This window comes from Acidovorax sp. BoFeN1, from assembly GCF_003345135.1.
Classification (GTDB): Bacteria; Pseudomonadota; Gammaproteobacteria; order Burkholderiales; family Burkholderiaceae_C; genus Acidovorax; species Acidovorax defluvii.
Map to the genome: position 1 here is coordinate 1 of NZ_QOZT01000180.1, position 721 is coordinate 721.

A 721-nucleotide genomic window follows, 5' to 3' on the forward strand; every position below is an offset into this window, starting at 1 on the left:
GCACGGCGGGTGCGCTGGTTGGTGAAGTCCTTGGCCTTGGGGGCCTTGCTCGCTATCAGTGCTTTCTGGCTGGCATAGGCCGAGTCGCCGTACACACGCCGCTCATTGCCATGCAGCAGATTGGGCAGAGGGTGTTTGTCATGCACGTTGGCCGCCGTCACCACGGCGCTGTGCGCCAGCCCGCTTTGGCTGTCCACGCCAATGTGCAGCTTCATGCCGAAATACCATTGCTGGCCTTTGCGGGTCTGGTGCATATCGGGGTCGCGCGCCTTGTCGGCGTTCTTGGTGGAGCTGGGCGCTGCGATGATCGTGGCATCCACGATGGTGCCGGTGTTGACCTTGAAGCCGCGCTCCTGCAATTGCTGGCCTACCTTGGCAAACAGGGCTTCACCCAGTTTTTGCTCATTGAGCAGTTTGCGAAACTTCAGCAGCGTGGTGGCGTCGGGCACGCGTTCGCGGCCCAGGTCAATCCCCACAAAGCGGCGCAGACTGGCACTGTCATACAGAGCCTCCTCGCACGCCAGATCGGCCAGGTTGAACCAGTGCTGAAGAAAATGGATGCGCAGCATGCGCTCCAACCCAATGGGCGGACGGCCGTTGCCGGCCTTGGGGTAGTGCGGCTCTATCACCTGGCACAGGGCGGCCCAAGGCACTATTGTCTCCATGGTCCGCAAGAACTCTTCACGTCGGGTGGGCTTGCGCGACTGCTCGAATCCGTTGT

At 61.7% G+C, this 721-nt stretch carries 1 protein-coding gene; it reads right to left on the reverse strand.

From position 1 onward, the window contains the following. On the reverse strand, positions 1-721 hold a 721-nt coding region (locus DTW89_RS19130; protein ID WP_114657085.1), incomplete at both ends, for an IS5 family transposase.